The following is a 17,323-nucleotide window of genomic DNA, read 5'->3' as shown; positions in this document are numbered from 1 at the left end:
GTCCCCGCCGCGCACGCACCATCTCCGAATCTCGTCGGAGCCAATGAATCACGGTCACCGGTCGACGGCGAGTGCCTTTTTCAACAGCCTGCTAGTGCCTCATGGCCCTCCTGGTGCTCGCCCAAGCCGGCGAGCTGCGCCTGAGACCAAGCGGTTACATTGGCTGGATCGAAATTGTTCGGGTCCATGCTAGCCTCTTGTCCGAGAAATCAATTGAGCTGATCCTATTATGGATAGGCTTTCCATAAGCTGACGAGGCCGTCGCTCTCGAGAGCAATGCATCGCCAGATGTGCAAAACGAGACGGCTCCGCGGCCCTCAATTGCGGCGGGGCCTGTTTCAAGACCCGACCTCCTCGCGGTCGATGAAGCCCTTCGGCGGTATGGGAGCGATGCCTCGTCATTGCTGTGGTTGCAAACGGCGTACCGGACGCAGGTGCACGCATGGCGGCCAAGCCGCAGTTGACCCGGATCGTTTCACAGATCCGTGACAAGTTCTCTTCCTTTCGGTCCCGTTGATCCACCCTCTCATCGGCTATTCAACGGGAGGATGATCCTCGGGACGCCAATGGGCCAACTACCTCGCTTAAAAATGCGACCGGACCCATTCCCTGTCGGGCTCGAACGCGGCCGCCGAATGTGTTCAGTGGCGGCATGGCAGGGAGATCAGCATGCTCAAAACGCGAGATCCGGTCAGCGGCGGCCGAGCGTCCTCGGCCGGCGGTCAGCGCGCGAATGGACTGGCGCTGGAAGAGCTTTGCACCATCACGGGATGACGTCGCAAACACGCGATCCGATGACTTTCAATGGAGGAGCATCGGTATCGGCCGTGCTTCGGCGGCGAAGCCGCACCTATAGGGCTCTCATCCCCGCTGCAATGGCTGTGCTATGGGACACCTCTGACCGGCTCTTCGACAAGTCAACATCTTTTTGATGGTCCCCTGATCAACATACCCAAACCTGGCTGCGTCAAATTGTTATCGGCGTAAGTGAAGGGCCAATTCACAAAACGGGGAGCCACTGGGATGATAGCTGCAAAATACGAGAGCCGTTGTCGCTCGCCAATTGGGCGCGTAATACGGCGCGCAGATAATGCCGCCGGCTCCATTCCTGTAGACGATCGACGTTTACGGAATTTGCTGCTTAGCGAGGAGCGTCTCGGCACTCGAAGAGGGTGCGCCGCAATTCAGCGCAAACTCGCTATACAAGCAGCATTCCATCGGTGAACACCACATAATGGCAGCGAACGTGACCTCAACCTGTAGCAAATTCGTGATGCGGGTTGCTACTTTCGCCAATTTCTGTTGGGGCTGCGATATGATGAGACTTCTGGGATTCTTGCTTCTCGCCTACTCGTTTTTTCTTTCCGCAGAGGCCACGGCGCAGGGACTTCCTGCGCCCTCATACTGGAAGAATGAACGAGGGTCAGAACTGTTTGTTTGGTCCGCCAATGGCGGGGCGATACAAGCGACCTTCACAAACCACGCTCAAGGATTTGCGTGCCAGGGCATTCCATATCCAGCATCCGGAGCCGCTAGTCAAACCGGACTATATTTTGTTGTGACCTTCGCACAGTGCAATTCCTTTACAAGGTGGATCGGGACGGTTAAGGGATCGGTCATGCCTACGTCGTGGACGCTGTTCTATGTTGATAAGAACGGCAAGCCTCTTAAGACGAAGGGTACGGATACATTCACGCGCGTTTGGTAAATTCGTTGACCTATGGCTGCAGACAGTTGCGGCGCAGCAGGAAGAACTCAGACCGGCCTGTTTCTTACAATCTCTATGCGACGGAGTTTGCAACGCTTGTTAGTTGCATTAGCGGAGTGGCTCACTGGCTGGAAGAGGCGCCAGCACACACATTGAAGGTGTAAATACCCGCAAGGAGCAGCAGTTGCTGAGCGCTTAGCGGGTCAACAAATTGAGCTAACTACATCATTCTTGGTTGCGCCGTTCAGACCAATCATGAAAGTGGTTGCTCCACCGAATGCGAGGACAACGGAGCGAGAGGCCCTCTTTGGCGGGCCAGCACGGGCACCTTTGTTTTATGCTTCTCTTCTGCCAGGACCACATTGATCTGCGGAGGACGGCGGCGCCCCGCCTGATTGCGCAGCGCCATAGTCGATGAGAAGTGGGGGGCCCTAGAGGAACTGGCCTGCTGCTGCGGACAGTCAGGCCTATTGAGAAGCAGCGCTAGGCTAACAAGCGCGTGGATGGACTCACCTGATTTTCTAACGTTTTCATAGCAATTTCACATGGCTCCTATCGAAGCGATCAAACGTTGGTACGTGTCTCTGGACGACGAACTTCAAACCGACATCGCCTATATGTTCGTCTCTCTCACTCTAGGCGACTGCCAGTTTTCGCCTGCTGCAGCCATTCCAAGGCTGCTGCACTGGTTCGACCTGCGCAGCGCAGGATCAGAATATGAGGACGCGTTAGCGGCGGTCGTGTTTCGCGCTTCGTTCGAATACATGTTTGCCGACCGCTTCACGGGCGCCAGCTGGACCTTTCCCGAGCAGTTATTCAAAGACTTGATACGAGAGTCTGCGGAAGGGAAAGAGGCAAACAAGATGGCAACGACCGCATTTCGATTGCTGCGGACCATTCCGGAGCGAAAAGCGAAATGGAGAGAGGCTGGTGAGAATTGGAATGCCCTGGTCAACTCGGTACTGAATGACGATGCGCTAAAGCAATGGACCCAGGAGCAATTCATGGCGAGCAACTTCGGGCCGACGCAAGGCTGAATGGCCCGAAAAGTGAAAAGTGCAAACTCAGAATGGATTGCGTGAGACCAGCCACCGGACGATTAGAACGGCAACTTCCAAGGAGAACGAAAGGTGGCACGGGGGCGCGTTAAAGAGCAATGTGTCAGCCAGCGACATATAGCCGTTAGCCGAGCCGATCTCCCTGGGGATGCTTGACTGTGTCGCATCGCGACAACGAGCAGGATAGCAGCGAATGCAAACGCTCGGGCGCCGCATTTCTGCTCGGAGGAAGCTCGCGACCGAGTGTATCCATTGCTCGGGCTTGCCAATCAGAGCAGTGGGCCGCCCAGCGCAGCGCGCAGGGCGACCCGTTGCCAACCGGCTTACGACCGCCAGCCCCGCTCGACAGCCGCAGCCGGTTCACGCATGTTAAGTCTGATCGCCTGATCATTTTCGGCATCTTTGAGTGCTATCTCGACGAATTTCCGCGCTGCCATGGAGCTTTGCAGATCCGAGCTGCCATCAGCGCGACTGTCTTCCTTGCCGCTCGAAAGCATAGGTCGGATTGATACCGCAATAGGCGTCTGTACCCGATGCAGTAGCCACGCATTGCTCATAGGTCGAGAACTGGCAATTGCCTGGATATCCCCAATGGCGTCCCTGCAGACAATAGACGTCCTGGCGCACCGGTAGCGTGTACGAATGGGCCCGCGAACCAGCGGTCGAACGCGATCCCGAGCCGACGAAGATAGGAAGTGCGAGCACTCCGATAAGAAGAAGGTAGCGCATGAAACCTCTTGCCTCGGTGAAGTGCACCAGAGAATAGAATGATCTGAACCGCAGGCGTTGATTTTAGTCAATGCGATTGCTGCGGTCATTCGCGGGTTAATACCGGAAAGAGACTTCTCAAACCTCCATCAAATCTTCGCAGCTTTCCTGCTAATTTCGCGATCAGCAAGACGCTTCTAGGCGCGTTTCGGCATGTTTGTGCGGGCGCGCTTAGCAAAACTGCACGACGGTTACATTCGCTAAGATCCCCGTGATGAACAGTGCTCGCCACATCGTTCGACGTTCTGGCGGTGGAGAACGTTACCATTTGCTGCCTCTCGCACTTCTCATGAAAGAACGCTATAGAGCAGCTTTGGAGCGTCATCGGACATTTTGCGGCGATTCCCTACCGCGCGCGCTCGATCGCGCAGGCTGGCCGAAGACTGACAGCGGCTTCTGTTTGCGGTGCAACGCTTGTTCACGTAGGGCAGTCACGGCGGGTTGAGGTAAGTTAGCATCAGTTCAACATAGATTGCCAATCTATGCAAAACGGGCCGCGGGTGTGCCGCGATGACGAGTGCAGGCACACGCGGCAACGATACGACTTCTCCTTTTCATATACGCTTGGTACAATGCTCGGGAGGCGTGCAGATTTGCCTCGACATTGAACAACGATCGATTCAGTCCCTATGTAGTTATTCTCTAGTGGTCTAGGAGTGTCGGACTATGCTTGTAAGCATGACCCGAGGCCAAGGATCTTCTCGTAACGCGCTCAATGAGCTCGGGATATCCAGCGCGTCCAATCCGGCCGTCAGCTCGAGTGAATTCACCTATAAGAAGGGTAGGACGATCTACATCGAGAGTGAATCCGCCGAGTATGTCTATCAGGTCATGAATGGAGCGGTACGAGCCTACAAACTGCTGCCCGATGGGCGACGCCAGATTAGCGCCTTTCATTTACCAGGTGACATTTTTGGATTCGACAACGGTGGGGTACACCGGTTCAGCGCGGAAGCCGTTGCGCAGAGCACTGTTCGGCTGATCAAAAGGCAGGCTCTTGATGCAATCGCCCACACTGACGCCGTTGTTTGGCGCACCTTGCTCTGCATGACCACGAGGAAACTGCAGCACGCGGAGAACCAAATGATGCTGCTTGGACGTAAGACCGCTCTCGAGCGCGTTGCCGCTTTCTTACATGAGATGGATTCGCGACTGATGGCTGCTGATGTTATGTCGTTGCCAATGTCTCGCCGAGACATCGCGGATTACCTTGGCTTGACCATCGAGACCGTCTCGCGCGTAGTGTCGCAATTGCACAATGTTGGCGTTCTTGATTTCGTCGGCAATACTCAACGTGAGATCGTGATTCTAGACCGGCAGCGGCTCGCTAGTTTCGGCCTGCAAAGTTGAGCGCCGGACCGCGGCGCGCAAGCCGCAACCTGCGGACAAGTCTAAAGCGCGCAGCGACGGGCTTGTCGGCCGGCGCCTCGCACCAGAAGTAGAAGTACATGTCTCACAGTTCTTCAGGTCGTGTGCTGACCTTCGAACGCGTAATTCTGAATAACGTCGAGATAACCACCGCGATCTGTTAGAGCGAGAGTAAAGCAGTGCGGGCGCGGCTCGGTGCTAACCGACCCGAGGGCTGAATCCGGGCCAACTAGTCCCTACCACATCCGCACTGCCGTTGAGACTACCGGAAAGGTGACTCGGCGCTAATTGATCTGGAGCAATAGCGCTGTCCCTGCCACATCCCGTTAACCCCAAGGGCTCTGTATCTGTGGTAGCTTACCGGAATCTGACGCGTCGATGCGCATTCAGGCAGAGATATGGTGGGCTATCAACACCCCTCAATTTCCCGAGAAACTTCGTGCACCCCTCAGACATGCTCTTCCCCTGCTGCCCTGACACAGCTTGACGAGAAAAAGCGCTATCCCTAGCCAAATCCGCACTCGTGAAGTCGAGGGATCGAGAGGCTCACGCACCGACTCTGCCCTGAAGGGCTCGTCAGACGAAATACCTCCTGGATAACAATGAGAAACCGGGCCTTGGGTGGCCTGCCCGGACTGATAGGCGATACTGGCAAGCGTTGCTGATCGCTCGGATTTGCCCGGGGAGACACCAAGCCTGCGGAGATTGCGCCAAAGACGAGCTTGGCGACGCCGTTCCCCGATAACTTCCTCCGCCAAGGGTCAGCATTGAAGGTAAAGTTTATTCTTCCACATCACTCATCGACGAGTCGCCGGGACGCGTAAGTATATTCCAAAGAGACCTGGCGCGCCTGTTCAATGGGGTTGGCGGCGGCGCTATGCCCCCCATCGACATTCTCATAGTAGAGATACGGTTGGCCCAATGCGGCGAGCCTCGCCGCCGCCTTGCGGCCATGCGCTGGATGCACACGGTCGTCCTTGGTGGAGGTGAGAATGAAGGGGGCTGGGTAGGTCTTGCCTAGCACCAACCTCTGGTAGGGCGAGTAGGCTTCGAGCCATTTGCACTGTTCGGGAACGGTGGGATCGCCATACTCGCCGATCCAGGAGGCACCGGCACCCAGCTTAGTGAACCGAAGCATGTCGAGCAGCGGAACCTGGACGATGGCCGCATTGAAGAGGTCGGGTCGTTGGGTAATTGCGGTTCCTACCAAGAGACCTCCTTGGCTACCCCCGACGACGCCCAGCCGGCGGGGGGAAGTGATCTTGCGCCGGATCAAGTCCTCCGCGACGGCGATAAAGTCATCCCATGTGCGCTGCTTCGTTGCTCCTTGAGCAGTCTGGTGCCACTGGGGCCCGAACTCACCGCCTCCGCGCAGGTTCGCGACAACATACGCGTTGCCCTGCTCGAGCCAGAGGCGTCCCGTGAGGCCGGCGTAAAAGGGGACGAGCGGAATCTGAAACCCACCGTAGCCACTGAGAAGCGTCGGAGTTGACCCGTCAAACCTTGCTCCTTTAGGCCGTAAGAGAAAGTAGGGAATGCGGGTGCCATCGCGCGAGATTGCCTCGAACTGTTCGACGACAATTCTCGAGGCATCGAACCTAGGAGGAGTCGTCTTCACTGTCTCGAGGCGTTCGGTTGCACCGTCGAAGTACCACAGCATCGTCGGGCTAAGAAAGCTGGAGACCGCGAACATCGCCTCGTCCGTTTCATGCGACGCGGCAGCCAGACCAACACTCGCGTTCTCTGGAAGCGGGATCGGCCTGGTCAGCCACGTGCCCTGGCGATACTCGTAAACGAACGCCCTGCTCTGAACGTTGTCAAGAATCGTGAGGATCAACAAATTTCTTGTCGCGGTGAACCCGCCCAGCGCTTGTCGAGGCCCCGGCTTGAAAACGAGCGTGGGTCGGGCGCGCAGCGGATCCTGCTTCCATTCGGCGAGGTCATACGAGATGATCGAACCGACTGAAAAGCTTGTGTCTCTGGATGGTGGCATCCACTCTTCGTTCAGCGTCACCAGCAGGCGACCACTCGCGATACCGCCGATGGTCGACTTCTTCGGCAAATTGAGCTTAATCGGCTCGGGCGCAAAGAGTACATACTCGTGCTCGAATGAACGGATGATGCGGTCGGCACCGGTCGCATGGACCCTGCCTTCACTGTCGCGCAGCACGAATGGCATGACGGCGACATCCGTCGGCTCGCCACGGAAGACCTCGTGCGCTTCGGCGAGCGGCTGAGCGCGCCTGAGCTCTTTTACAACGTAAGGATAACCGGATTTTGTCGTGGTCCCTTCGCCCCAATCACGAGCAATTAGGACTGTATCGCTATTTACCCAAGTGACTTCCTGCTTTCCCTCAGGAAGTTCGAAGCCGTTCGTGACGAAGGTTTTGGCGACTTCGTCGAACTCCCGGACGAAGACAGCGTCTTTTCCTCCCTCTGAAAGCCGAAGCAAGCACAGGCGCTCTTCGGGCGGAAGACAGCTCGCGCCTTTAAAGATCCAGTTCTTGTTCTCTGCGTCCGCCAGAGCATCGACGTCGAGAACGGTTTCCCATCGTGGGCTTTGAGTTCGATAGCTTTCAAGGGTAGTACGCCGCATGACGCCGCGCAGCTGGCTTTCGTCCTGCCAGAAATTGTTGAGTCCAAGCTTTCCCAGCGAAACGTACGGAATCCGGTCTTTGGCCTGGAGTATGTGGAGCGCTTCGCCGTAGAAGCGCTGGTAACGCGGGTCAGATTGGAGAGCACTGAGCGTTTTATTGTTCTCGGCCTGCACCCAAGCCAATGCGCGCGGCCCTCCGACGTCCTCAAGCCACAAAAAAGGATCGTCGGCCATCGTCGAAGACGCTAGTGTTTGGGACAGTCCCGCAGTCATCAAACAGCTCATGGATAGCGATGCTGCCAGAAAAAGCGAAGTTTTCATGGAAGTTGTCCTGAAGTTGGCGAGGCGGGCTTGGGCGTCTTGCTAAGTAAGTGGGAGCATTCGGAAGATGCGTACTCGGTTTCTAGGAGCAGGCATGCGGGAACTACGTCCGCTGGCTGTTGATGGTGCAAACAGCGTGCCGTTTGAAACTGCGAAGTTCCCCAGCTTTTCCAGCCCATGTAAGTGTCAGGCTTTGGACGTTGGTCCCAAACCCGACAATCCGGTTCTTAGTAGCGACCGCATGTTGCGCAGCGGCCACCTTGCTCATCGTCCTCGTCATCGACGATCGCTTGCTCTTCGTCCTTCGGACGCTCACATTTTCTGCTTGGGGCAGCACATCCGCCGAAACAGTTCTAACCTATGGCGTGAAGTGCGAGCACCAGGTTCGACGTCCGGGGCCTGCAGCCCTTGTTGGACGGCACCATGAATGCCCCCCCCCCCGCGCAGACCGCGGCGCTCGATGTGACTTGCGGCCACGTTATTAGAAAGACACTCGAGGCGATTGGTGCGGTTTGTCCGCCAGCCAAACGCGTCACCCGCGGCGGGTACGGTGAGTGAGCCGGTCTACACCCGATGCCACGCTCCTAGATTCCGCAGCGGGATCTCTCCTGGGCAACAGTGACCGCGGCGAGCCCCAACATCACGTCACCCGTGAACCCGAAATGGATGCGGTAGAGCCACCAGATTGCGCAGCACCGGTCGAGATCGGAAATGGCAAGCGCGCGCCTTATGGCTACAACCATCCCCGCAATCGGTTTCATTCCACGTATCATCTGGGAGCCTCGAGGTCGCGGGGTCACGCTCCATTCCGTCATTTTCCGATTGATGATGGCTCGCCTTATGCGAGCGTCCTCAATAGAATAGAATTGGGAGCTGAGATTGATGTTCGTCATAGCACTCTTCCCGCGCTTCAAAGCTTGCTGCACACGTCTATGTGCATGCGACTCGCCGTCACCCTACGGTGGACGTTCTGCATGAAAAACGCCCAGATCTGGTAGGGCCAACCAACAGGGTTGGCACCCGAAAAATACGAACACGCAGTCGCTCTGTTACGCAAAGCGACTGATCACCTGACGAGGTGAAGAAATCGCTCCTACTCAATAGCCGAGACGATCGTCCCGTGGACGGGGAAAGGTGCGGCGGGACCGGTGATCGCGGGACGGACGGCTCGCCCACTCGCTTGCGACGGCTTCGCCGCCGCAGGTGGAGCACCTATCGAGCTGGTCTTGCTCGCGCGCAAGAACCCGCCACAGGCGCGCTGGGCGGCCGTAAGCGCCTTGGCGATGAAGACCTCACTCATTGGCTCCTTTGCGGCGGACGCAGCACGGCGAGGCGGAACGGGTCGAGTCCTCGTCAGGTCGTGCGCGGCGCCCTAAACCTTGTCGCACACTCGCCACAACAGCACAAAAACCTGCAGGCCAGCTGACCAATGCACAGATTCGCATATTTGTCTTTGCCTGTCCGTCGTGAGTCGCGACCTCCACGCCAGCCATAGCCAAACAGGTTTGGGATGACACCAGGAGATCAACAATGCGCGTATCGGCGCTGATAAATGCGGTCAGGTGTGGCCCGGAAGCTTCCATCCTGAAACTCTGAGTTTTTACTTTAGGCAAAAGATGCTTCGGAACATAGCATCATTTGAAAGGACTCCGGCACGCGACTTCGCCAATGCGGCAGCCCCCGATTTGGCGGTCGTCAACAACTTGCCAGCAGCGAGCAATCACTCAGCCTTCTTAGGCTTTACCCTTCTGAACGCGTGAGCGTATGTGAGGATGCGGCCGCTGTCCAAACAAGCGGCCGCCCGAGGCTCGATCCTCATCTCTGCTGTGATTCGTGCTTAGCAGTCAGTGTCGTACGCACGAGGGATCGGTCAAACAAAAAAACAGATCGCAGATGCCGTCCAACGGGTCATCTGCGCATTGAGGATATGACGTATCGGCTACCTGAACTCCGTTGTTGAGTGGTTCGGCACTTAGTGTTGCAGCAAAAGGAGGAACCGCTGCCGTTGCCAGCGCGAGAGCGCTCGCTGTTACCAACACAGACTTTTTCATTCGACCATCGCTTCCTTAGGTTTGCCCCACCCTTCCACGAGGGTCTAGCTGACGATGCTGCAAGCGGTAAAATCGATTCTGTCGATCAGATCTATCGGCGAAATGGATGGGTTCTCCATCGCCAGATGTCTGTCCGATGATGTCTCAGAGCGCTCGAGCACAGCGCTCTCTTTTATCGGTCATCGACATCCGAAGCGGCTTGTCAATAAGGATCTGGCAGGGCTTGGCCGTGATGACGCTTTCACGATTTCCGACTCCGAATGTCCCAGTCCGAAGCCTCAGAACCCGGCTCCCCCCTCGCGGCACATTGGGACGACGCTCAGAGCAGCCAGCTTTTCAGTTCTGACGGCTTGAGTTGGCTCCACCATGGCCGCTGGGCTTCTCCGGATCGCTGTCGTGAGCTCGGGGTTTGACGCAATGGACAGCCTCCGCCAAATTGATCGACCCGCGGAGGCTTGCTCTCCGGGTGGCGCCGACGCTCGTGAAGCGACTGAAGCAAACTAGGACTGACCATGCGCCATGTGTTGGGCGGCTGGGCGCGCCTGCAGCCGAAGCAAGCATTTCCGACTTAGTCGAGTTGAGAAGCTTAGAAAGGACGAGACCCAGCATCTTTCGGGGACCAAGGAGGCGTGATGCTGGGGCCGTCGTAGCCTTATGCAAGTACAGCAACAGGCAGCTTCATTGTGCAACGCTCGGTCCGATACGTCAAAGTGACCGGGATGCTCGGCTCCCTATGCCCGCGCACCGTCCACAATCGGTCGAAGCTCGCGGGGGCTTTGCGCGTCCGCTTGCCGGGAGCAGCCAGGAGAAGGCACGTAAGCGGAGTTCTACGTCAGTTACATGCTTTCCGTCTGCAACATTCATCAGCATAGATTCTCGGTCGAGCGCCGGTCCTCGGAACGGCAGCTTCTTCCGATCGTCCGGACTGATAAGCCAGCCCTGAGGTGCACTCTCGAAGCTCCATTCTTTTCGACAAGCCGAAGAAGCTCGGCGCTGCTCAGGTAACGCGTCATGTCGATCCGTAGGCATGAATGCTGCCACCGAATGGCTCACCAACGCGAGATAACGAGCTCATTAGATCCGCAGTTGAGCCATCTGCGCTGAAACGTGTTCCGGATCGGGAAGGAGCTGCGACGGCCGGCCAGCGGCGGTGCTCAACAAGGACCGAAAAAATGTAGGAGTGAGCTTGCCGCGGTGTATCACGACTTTGTCGTGGCCCTCGGCGGCTCGAGCGCTCTGCCAATGCTTGTTGTATCCGCGCTGTTCGTCGGACTTCACGTGGCATGCGGACAATTCGCGATTGCTAAGCGTTGCCAACTGCCAGGCATGAACCGGCCGCTCGGTATGAATGTGCACCCACATCGGCCTTGGCATCGCACCGCTACGCAGTGTCTTGGGCTGCAGCTTGATCTCGAATAGCTTACCTGGCTCGCCCTTCAACGCGTGCGGGGCGCCTACTGACTCCAGTTCCCCCGCCGCGCGCAACTGTTCGAGATAGTTTTGCGATGGAAACGAGTAGGTCTTCATGCAATCGCTCGTGATTGCTGCCTTCCGCGCTTTCAATGAGGTTGCCTGGCCCTGCAGCTCGGAGAGCATTCCGTTGAGCCGGATTAACTTGTCGTGCACTTCGGGCACTTGCGAAGGCGTGAGCAGGCCACGCCGGCGAGGCTCGTGCAGCGCCGTTACACAAGCCTCAATTTCGTCAGCCTGCGTCTGCAAGCGCGTAATAACGCGATCCAAGACGTGTTCGGCATCCTCCGGCTTCATCTGCCGCGTTTGCGAGACAGTCCTTTGCTCAGCCGGCAGATCGAACTGCAGCAGCTTGTCCAATCGCTCAAGTAGTCCCGCCAGGGCTTCCTTAGAAGGCGGTGCCTGCCACATCTGAAGGTGCTCGGTTGCAGCGGAAGAGGCGCGTACTTCCTGCTCGCTGGCGAGCTTCTTCGTCCCGAGATCGGAGCGCACGATAACCTTGCGCGTCGGAGCTGGAGAGGTATCGGTCCTTGCGAGTTGCGGTTCGGATAAGCTGGCCGTTGAGGGCCCCTCGCCTCCGGCCGCTGCGCGCCTTTCTTTGCCCTTTCTGCGGCCCAAATTGGCTTCGCCCACGACCCCGACATTTCCAGGCAGCGCAGCCGTATCAGGCGGTTGAATCGTGACCAGCGTTGGCTGCAACGCCAGCAGCCGCATGACATCGTTCGCTGTCGCCCATGCACCCTCCACAATCTGGTCCAGCACCTGCAGCGGAAGGTCAGCTTCCGTTTCGGTTCCCCTCAGACTGGAAACGATGCCGCTCAGCCCCGACGCAAATTCCGAAAGCCGCTCCATTACTCCTTCAAGAACGGCGCGGTGCTCCGCATCGAGCACTGCCCCATCGCTGTTTAGTACGGCGTCTGCCGTCGACACGAATGCCGGAAAAACTTCCTGAATGAAGGTCCCGAGCAGACGCACCTGCCCGCTCTCGTCCAGGAGTGCATCGCGCACGCTCGGTACGAGCGTGTTCACTCGCTGTTCAATCAAGAACTCCGCAAGGGCGATCCTCTGTTGCAGATACATGCACTTCGTATTGAGCGCCCAGCCCGAATTGAGCCTGAGTTCAGCTGCTTCGGCCCTGCGCATATCAGCCGTGCTGCTCGGTAAGCCCGCAGTAACCGCACAAACGGACTGCATTCGCTCTAAGCGCAATGCCTTTTTTCCCCACCAATCCATGCAGGCAGCATACTGGTTCGCGACGCCTGCAACGAGGCGGCTTAACTGATCCGGCGGAGCCGTATCTTTGACATCTTCGAGCAGGGCTACTGCTTTCTTTCTCCTGCTCTCGAGGTTGTAAATAATCTTTGTAGCCACTTCGTTACACTTGTCCGCCGCGGCAACAGTGTCATCGCGAAGCCGGCGAGCCTGATCGTCGGGTAGGATGCGGCGCGCCAAATTGGCCGGCAGATCCGCGTAGTACTCCAGAACTGTTGTGCCTGCTTTGACAGCTTGATCGATCAGCTCCTGCGCCTCTGGCAGGCTCTGGGCACGCGTGGCCGGTTGACGGCTAGCCTCAAACTCGCCAAGCAAGCTGTCCAATTTTCGTCTTGCGGCTTTAATCTCGTTGCGCGTTGGCGCCGCCACATTCGCGCTTGGGCTGCCAAGCACCGCAGCTCTGCCTTGTGACGCTGTGCGCATCCGCTCCACGACGGCGTCGAAGGAATGATTGCGTCCTCCCGGGAGAAGGCCGGGATCCTGAGCCGAACGGCTGGCTTCCGCGGTGCTTTCGTCTCCTGCGGCCCCCACTTCCGATGCGCCGGCTCGGCCAATGCCTGTCATACTTGGTCTCCGATAAAAGTCACGAATGTGCAGCCCATCTGGATAGACTGCGTGACTGACGACTAGCTGACCAAAAGCGTTCTTGGGATGCACAAGAAGCCTCGGTGTCGCCGGGGTTCGAGGTCCGTTGTAACCCGAATGTTCCTGATGACAGCGATGTTATTCATATGCATGTAGCTCAGCGCGCATCCGAAAACGAGGAGGATGCCACCCAAGCATGCCAGGAACAACATCGGCCAAGCAGCTTCAGATCGCCATTGGTCTTTCCAAATTGCCTTGGGGGCACTCAACCCGGCGAATATGAATCGCTTCTGCAAGGAAAATCGCTGCCACAGCTACAATTTTCAAACTTAAGGTCATCGGGGTCCACGGTTCCGGCCATTAAAGGCAGCCCAGACATCCGCAGCGGAGTAGCTGTTGAGGTTCAATTATCGGCATGCCAAGCGTTGGCGAGTGGAGACGCCCAACTCACCTATTCCTTCTAGCAGGTCCTTCCAAGCGTCTGCCAGGCCGGCAATTGGCCTTTCGACTTTCAGCAATGTTCGCATCGATCAGCCGATCTGCATTGCCTGCAAACACTCAGCATGGTCCAGGACGGCCTACCCATGCCGCCTGTCGACTGTCGCCTGCGCGAAGCAGAGCGATTCGGACTTACGCTGCAAACCGCACGGGGAGAGCGGAATAGCCATGCACGAAGCTTGACGCAATCGGCTCGGGTTCGCCAACCACCTTGAACCACAATTTTTCAGCCAAGATCTCCTCCCAGAGCACTCTCAACTGCAGTTGCGCGAGATGCCGACCAAGACAGCGATGGATGCCGAATCCAAACCAGACATGCTGCCTCACATGCTTGCGATCGATCACGAAATTGTTGGCATTCTCAAAGATCTCTTCGTCCCTGTTACCGGAGATATACCACATAACGACATTGTCGCCCTCCCTGATCTGTTTTCCGCCCACGGTGCTGTCGATCGCCGCAGTGCGGCGCATATGGGAAATTGGCATTTGGTACCGAATAATCTCGGAAACGGCGCTTGAGACCAGCTGGGGATTATCAATTAACTTCAGCAGCTCGGAGGGGTATTGATTCATGAATAGGAGGCCACCCGTAATCGAGTTGCGCGTGGTGTCATTGCCCCCAACAATCAGCAAAATCAGATTTCCGAGAAACTCACTCGGCGCCATACGGCGCGTGGCTGGCGAATGCGCCATCATCGAGATCAAGTCGAGGCGGGGCTCGGCTTTGATGCGCTCGTTCCAAAGCCGGGTGAAATATTCCAGGCACTCGGACAAAATGATGCTTCGCTTCTCCCAACTGTCGATTGTTTGGCCTGCTTCCGGCGCTGTAACAGCGACATCCGACCAATAGGTTAGCAGTCGTCGATCCTCAAATGGAAAGTCGAATAGCGTCGCCAACATTTGCGTCGTCAACTCTATGGAGACCATATCCACCCAGTTGAAGGCCTCGTTGCGCGGCAAGCCCGCGAGGATCGCTTTGACCCGGGACCGGATCAAGCCTTCGAGCTTCGTCAAGCTTTCCGGCCCCACGATCGGACTTACGGTATTGCGCTGCTCGGCGTGCTTGGGGGCCCCATCTTGATAAAAAACTAGGGGTCCAGTGCTGGCCAGGCATGTCGACAATCGTGACCCCTTGTTCTGACGAGAACGCCCTGTGGTCCGTGTCTACGGCTACGATATCTCGGTATTTCGTCACGGACCAATATGGACCATGAGCGCTGTCTTGACAGTAGTGAACGGGATCTTCCTTTCGTAAGCGCTCAAAGCAAGCCCATATGCTGACGTCTTGAAAGCGCTTGCCGTCGCTTACATCCAGCTTGCTCAGCGGGACAACGCACGAATCCCCAGCCCTATAATCTTCCGATAGCCTCGTCATGATCATCTCTGCAAATTTTGCGCTCGCGAGTTTGCAGTCTAAGCGCGCGATTTTATCGGTTCGAGCTGCCGCAGGCGCTTGGCTGCGACGCGCCGCTCGACCAACATACCACTCACGGCAGCTAGCCCGCCCTACCATATCCGGCAGGGAGACACGCATTGATTTCGAGTCGATCTACTCAACGAGCCAGCGAGAGCTCTCAGCGCTGGATAGAGATGGCCATGCGCTGGAGCCACCATCAAGCTGAATACACCGGCCTTTGAGATACGTCCGGCGCGGATACGTTTGGCAAGGTCATAATGTACAATCGTCTGGCCAGCACCGTTCTGGCAGGTCGATCCAGATATCCGAAGGGCCCTTCACGAGAGTATCCTGATCTGGAACGTAGATACTATCGAAGATCTTAAGGCCATGAGCCGTCGCCGCTCCAAAAATGATGAGAGGGAGCTTGGCTTGCGCCAGGTCTTCGAAACTGTCAGCGTCGAGAATTCGAACAAAATCGAGCTTGAAGAGACGGAACTTGGTCTGCGGAGTGGTCGACGCCACGAGGTCCTTGACGCTTGATACCCCTCGCGCGATCTCCTTCCTCACATCGTTCAGCGTAGTGAAAAGGCACGACAGCTCATCAAGCTCAGAAGGATTAAATCGCCTCAAGCACGACGAAATAGGCACTCCGTTCTTGTATCTCACCGTCGGCACAAACCTTATCTCGCAATCCAGAAGCAGGTCCGCGACGGCGCGCTTCACCAGGATCGCCCGGCCGATATCTTTCAAGCCGAAGTAGCTGCGAGTTGGCCGCGCATAGCAGATCCAGCGGATTGCTCCAGTAACGGCCTCATCCAAACAGGTATCGGGCCCTCCTAACCGCAAATGACCATCACCCTGCGCTATAACGGTTCGATAGCCAGGCGGGAACATCTCGGTATCGTTGGATGAAATCACGGCAGTTGCCCCGGACCGTAACGCAAGCCCAATATCCTCATCTAAATTGAAATCGCAACTCCCACCTGATCTAAGCTGGATCTTGTTCGGGTGGACCGTGACAATGGCCACGTCATTTTCCACTGCTGCTCTTCTGATCAGTTCTGCCTGCCCACGATGCAAGGCGCCGAACGTATGTACCGTCCCGATAGTCTGCCCTGTCCGCGCTACCTCGCGGATGAACGTTTTACCTGCGGAAAGGCATGCCAGATGCATTTTCGTACTCCAGTCCTTTTGAGCGCCAAAAAGTAAATCGAGCTTGGCCCGATGAAACTCGCCCTCTCGCTCCCGGGACAGATGAGGTTTGCCTCAGACAGATCTGCTCGACCGACGTCGCTCCGTAGAGCTTGGCGCGATTGAAGGTATAGCGTCGCAACGGGAAATCAGATTCGCCGATGAAGCACTTGCGATTACGCTTGCCCCTGTAGGTCTCGGCTTGAGCACGACAGCCGAATTCTAGTCACTGCCGCTCGCTGGACGTGTTCACCTGGCCCCATCAACGCTGACAAAGCCCAGATCGCCGGGCCGCGCCCAATGTCGAGAAGCTCCATTTCTCTCCCCGCTCTTATAGCCAATCCACATCGCTCTCGCTCGAACCCAATGCGGTACTTCAACGCCTCTTTTCAGAATGGACCGAACCGGCTTCTTGCGGACATGTTGATCTCTCACACGCGCCCTAAGCCTTTCCTTGATGCGACCTCATTTTTAACAGCAATGACAGCAACGACCGTGCCAAGCTGCATGTTGCGACTAGTCGGTGAACAATGGTCATGCAACCGAAATCGAGGTGGACTTTTCTCGACCTGACAAACACCGTCGTCACTGCCAGGAACCGCACCATAATTGTTGCTTGTCGTGAAACTCGCGCTTCCTAGCGCCTTTGCGGAGGGTAAGCGCCGATCACATAACTAAGGCCGGCATTGAGCAGCGCGCCAAATTCCGGGGGCAGCGGGTGCGACGCCGAGACCTAAAAAGGCCAGACCGGACGTCCAGATAATCGCCCGCCCCACACGGAGCGTTATCATCGTCGTCAGCGGGTCTGCCGTGAAGCTGGACAAGTACGAAGGGTCCATCTCGCCAAACTCAACTCTTCAATCAACAACGGACTCACCAGCACAGCAGCAACGGCCTGGAATTTACTTTCGACCACCCCTGGGCCTGGTCAGCTATTCGACAGCTAGGGTTCAGACTCAATTGATCCAATATGCGACGATGGCGGCGAGGTGGACGGCAGCCAAGAAATTTCTGGCAAGTTTGTCGTAGCGAGTTGCG

General features: G+C 57.0%; 7 protein-coding genes and 2 pseudogenes. 3 read left to right on the top strand and 6 right to left on the bottom strand.

Going from position 1 to position 17,323, the window contains the following annotated elements; genetic code table 11:
* Nucleotides 1-1,234 precede the first annotated feature (1,234 nt).
* A complete protein-coding gene (locus GGD61_RS39125; RefSeq protein ID WP_312012852.1) occupies nt 1,235-1,708 on the top strand; it encodes an avidin/streptavidin family protein in 474 nt (157 codons plus the stop codon).
* A gap of 545 nt (nt 1,709-2,253) precedes the next feature.
* Nucleotides 2,254-2,745 (top strand): hypothetical protein, encoded by a 492-nt coding sequence (locus tag GGD61_RS39120; RefSeq protein WP_183232413.1) that lies wholly within the window; start codon nt 2,254-2,256, stop codon nt 2,743-2,745.
* Nucleotides 2,746-3,228: 483 nt separating this feature from the next.
* Here the strand turns inward: GGD61_RS39120 and GGD61_RS39115 are convergent, their stop codons facing one another.
* Nucleotides 3,229-3,495 (bottom strand): DUF3551 domain-containing protein, encoded by a 267-nt coding sequence (locus GGD61_RS39115; RefSeq protein ID WP_183232412.1) that lies wholly within the window; start codon nt 3,493-3,495, stop codon nt 3,229-3,231.
* A 705-nt stretch (nt 3,496-4,200) separates the two neighbouring features.
* Here GGD61_RS39115 and GGD61_RS39110 point away from each other — a divergent pair.
* A complete protein-coding gene (locus GGD61_RS39110; RefSeq protein ID WP_246786195.1) occupies nt 4,201-4,884 on the top strand; it encodes a helix-turn-helix domain-containing protein in 684 nt (227 codons plus the stop codon).
* An 811-nt stretch (nt 4,885-5,695) separates the two neighbouring features.
* Here GGD61_RS39110 and GGD61_RS39105 read toward each other — a convergent pair.
* From GGD61_RS39105 to GGD61_RS39085, 5 genes and pseudogenes are all read right to left on the bottom strand, one after another.
* Nucleotides 5,696-7,819 (bottom strand): prolyl oligopeptidase family protein, encoded by a 2,124-nt coding sequence (locus GGD61_RS39105; RefSeq protein WP_183232411.1) that lies wholly within the window; start codon nt 7,817-7,819, stop codon nt 5,696-5,698.
* A gap of 3,125 nt (nt 7,820-10,944) precedes the next feature.
* On the bottom strand, nt 10,945-13,176 hold the full coding sequence (locus tag GGD61_RS39100; RefSeq protein WP_183232410.1) for a hypothetical protein: 2,232 nt from the start codon (nt 13,174-13,176) through the stop codon (nt 10,945-10,947).
* Between the two features lie 651 nt (nt 13,177-13,827).
* Nucleotides 13,828-15,070, bottom strand: a pseudogene (locus GGD61_RS39095) (cytochrome P450).
* Nucleotides 15,071-15,364: 294 nt separating this feature from the next.
* Entirely contained in the window at nt 15,365-16,267 is a 903-nt protein-coding gene (locus GGD61_RS39090) for a pantoate--beta-alanine ligase (RefSeq protein WP_183232409.1), read from the bottom strand.
* Between the two features lie 974 nt (nt 16,268-17,241).
* Nucleotides 17,242-17,323: pseudogene (locus tag GGD61_RS39085) on the bottom strand (IS5/IS1182 family transposase); the annotation flags it as partial.

The sequence above is a fragment of the Bradyrhizobium sp. SBR1B genome (genome assembly GCF_014198205.1).
In the GTDB taxonomy this organism is placed as follows: domain Bacteria; phylum Pseudomonadota; class Alphaproteobacteria; order Rhizobiales; family Xanthobacteraceae; genus Bradyrhizobium.
Note: the sequence above shows the minus strand (reverse complement) of the source record. Positions and strands in the feature narration are given on the sequence as shown.

What these genes read in the sequence shown, in the direction of transcription:
- GGD61_RS39125 (WP_312012852.1), top strand. Translation starts at nt 1,235, where the DNA reads ATGGCAGCGAACGTGACCTCAACCTGTAGCAAATTCGTGATGCGGGTT.
- GGD61_RS39090 (WP_183232409.1), bottom strand. Translation starts at nt 16,267, where the DNA reads ATGCATCTGGCATGCCTTTCCGCAGGTAAAACGTTCATCCGCGAGGTA.
- GGD61_RS39110 (WP_246786195.1), top strand. Translation starts at nt 4,201, where the DNA reads ATGCTTGTAAGCATGACCCGAGGCCAAGGATCTTCTCGTAACGCGCTC.
- GGD61_RS39115 (WP_183232412.1), bottom strand. Translation starts at nt 3,495, where the DNA reads ATGCGCTACCTTCTTCTTATCGGAGTGCTCGCACTTCCTATCTTCGTC.
- GGD61_RS39105 (WP_183232411.1), bottom strand. Translation starts at nt 7,819, where the DNA reads ATGAAAACTTCGCTTTTTCTGGCAGCATCGCTATCCATGAGCTGTTTG.
- GGD61_RS39100 (WP_183232410.1), bottom strand. Translation starts at nt 13,176, where the DNA reads ATGACAGGCATTGGCCGAGCCGGCGCATCGGAAGTGGGGGCCGCAGGA.
- GGD61_RS39120 (WP_183232413.1), top strand. Translation starts at nt 2,254, where the DNA reads ATGGCTCCTATCGAAGCGATCAAACGTTGGTACGTGTCTCTGGACGAC.